We start from the raw sequence: 2,568 nt of genomic DNA, 5'->3' as shown, positions 1-2,568 counted from the left end.
GCCTACAATAACCGGGGAAATGCCCGCGCCACCAATGGAGACAAACAGGGGGCACTCAAGGATTTACAACAAGCAGCAAGCATTTTTCAAAGTCAAGGTAACAACGACTTATATGAACAAGTGATGAAAAACATCAAAGAACTTGGACAGTAGGCAAAAGCAGGGTTTTAGTTAAAAGCGAACAGGCCGCCGAGTTATCTTGTCGGATAACAATTTATTTGTCATGTTATCAAATTAATTAATGTCGTTAAACTTTTAAATTGATGGTAGATCAAGCGAGCGACACTAATCTATTAACGACGACAAATAATTTTTTTTACAACTGCCCCTAGCGTAGATGAAAGGGCGATCGCCTGACCTATCCAACCACTGCTCAATGGCATTGAAAGGCTGCAATGCTTTCTTTGATAGCCTTTAGCTTTTCAAGCGTGCCATTCGCCTTTGACCTGACTACTATTAATATTTGAGGAAAAATAAATTAATTATGTCCCTTTTTCATAATGTAATAATTGCCCAACTGTGCAGTAATAATGTTAGTTTGTAAAAGAATAGTGAATATTCAAGATAAATTAAGCAACAAATTGTTTGAAAAGCATTGTTTAAGTTCTTAAACTCAGAAAGAAGCTTGTGTATTTAGAGATTCTTTCCGGTTGATACTAATTAAATTGAGGTGAAACAGATGGAAAATCTCAAACTAGAGAATCTAGATAACGAACTAATTAGTTTTGATTTAAGTCCAGAAGACATGGAGGCAATCAAAGGTGGTACAAGTGCGCCAAAAGATATCTCGACTGGTAGTAACTGTCCATCCCCTCCGAAGCGCCCTTTTGCAATTTTAATCGTTGCAGTACCACCTAAGCGCCCTTTTACAATTACAATCGTTGCAGTACCACCCAAATGCAAAGACGATTAATCATTAAATTGAAAGATTAAGTTTAAGAGGATGAATGAACAAGTCTAATTTATTACTAGCCTTGGCGACTATAAATCCTGGCTCCACGAGACTTTACCCACATCGGTGGGTTTAAAACCCTTGATTTTTTATTAGTCCGCTTTGAAGTCTGAGCGCCGACTTCCGGCGTTCAGACTTCAAAGCGGACTTCTCTGCGAGACGCTACGCAAACGTTTATGTAATAGCAAATTATATTCGTCCAATACTTTTCAAGTATCTTCTAATATTTGTATCTGCACCTATGCTTTAAGAGCTATGTGCTACTAATAATTATCCAATCAAGGGTATAAATTATACTATATATAGTTTTTTTTAAGATAAAATATATGAACAATGTTAGTGAGTTGGCGCTCAATTATCTACAACGTTATAACTGCCAGATTCTTGAAGATTATCAAAGTGTTTTGAGGCAGGTTTGCGAAATTCATCCACCACCACACGGTATGGGATGGTACGGTAATTTATATCGTCAGTTTGCTCGTAATGCTGAGTGGTTCTCTAATTCCCTGATTACTAACGTCGCTGAAGAAGGAACTGGTTCTAAACAAGTTTGGCAATTCTCGGAGCAGATCGAAAATCAGGAGTTTGCCCAGTTGGTGAGAAATCACTCTATTGATGAGTCGCGCCACTCACTAATGTTTGTGGCACTATTGAATATTATTTTTCCGACGAAAATAGAAGCAGATTTCCGTACACAGTTGAAAGCCTTTTCTCCACAATACTATCACCACAAACATCCGCCCCTAGTGCCCATTTCTTCGGCTCAGATAATGGATGAAAAATTGGTGATGGATGAGATTATCCAAATCAATCTTTTAGAAATTCGGGCATTGATTCTACAATTATTGTTGCGTCCAGTACTGCAAGCATATTCTACACCTAAGGACTTAGCAAAAGTAACTCGAATGTCTGATTTGTTGATTTTTGATGAAACTAAGCATATTGAGTACTCTGGTTACTGTATTGGTAAGTACATGGAGCAAGGTAATGATTCTTGGGTGCGGGAAATGATGATTTACCGTCAAAAGACTGTTAATGAAATGTTTTTAGAAGATTTGGAATTAGCGGATTCTGTTGGAACTACTATTTTACGGACACAAGATCGCTCGTAACTGTTTAGGTTTACCTAGCCCAACAAATCAAACCATCCATTCCACTCAATCGGGTGCAGATGCAATTATAGCAGGGGACAGGTAATAGGTGACAGGGGACAGGGTTGAAAGTCTCTTGGTGTCTAGATTATATGTTCAGTTTCTGTCCTAACCTACCTGGCGACCGCTATAGTTAACTAAACTTCTCAGGTTTAACGTCTAATACGCTTGGGTTAAGGATAATTGTAGTGACTGTTTTAAAAGTAAAGTGACGCCGATAGCGAACGCGAGTGCGTCTCCAAGAGTTGCGTTAGCGAGTATTCGAGCGTCATAGCCCGTCGTAGACATCGCTTTGTTTGTGAAGATTTATGAAAGCGATGCCGTTCGCGGAGCGTCTCGTAGAGAAAGCGGGCTATTCGGCGTCGCACCTGTGTACTTGATCGCGGTGCGACAAAGTTTGAAGTACTCCAACACGACTTTGAAGTACCTCAAAACGACTTTGGAGTACCTCAAAACGACTTTGGA

2 protein-coding genes are annotated in these 2,568 nt (G+C 39.4%); both read left to right on the top strand.

Annotated features, from left to right (window positions below; genetic code table 11):
* Window positions 1–679: 679 nt before the first annotated feature.
* Complete coding sequence (locus ACFFAP_RS14725; protein WP_375511897.1) at window positions 680–913, top strand: hypothetical protein; 234 nt, start codon at window positions 680–682, stop codon at window positions 911–913.
* 365 nt (window positions 914–1,278) lie between these two features.
* The gene (locus tag ACFFAP_RS14720) at window positions 1,279–2,064 is read left to right on the top strand and encodes a hypothetical protein (protein ID WP_375511896.1); all 786 of its coding nucleotides are present in this window, start codon (window positions 1,279–1,281) and stop codon (window positions 2,062–2,064) included.
* Window positions 2,065–2,568: the final 504 nt, after the last annotated feature.

Origin of the sequence: uncultured Nostoc sp. (genome assembly GCF_964245575.1) — a bacterium.
In the GTDB taxonomy this organism is placed as follows: domain Bacteria; phylum Cyanobacteriota; class Cyanobacteriia; order Cyanobacteriales; family Nostocaceae; genus Nostoc.
This window is presented reverse-complemented; position numbering and strand designations above follow the sequence as displayed.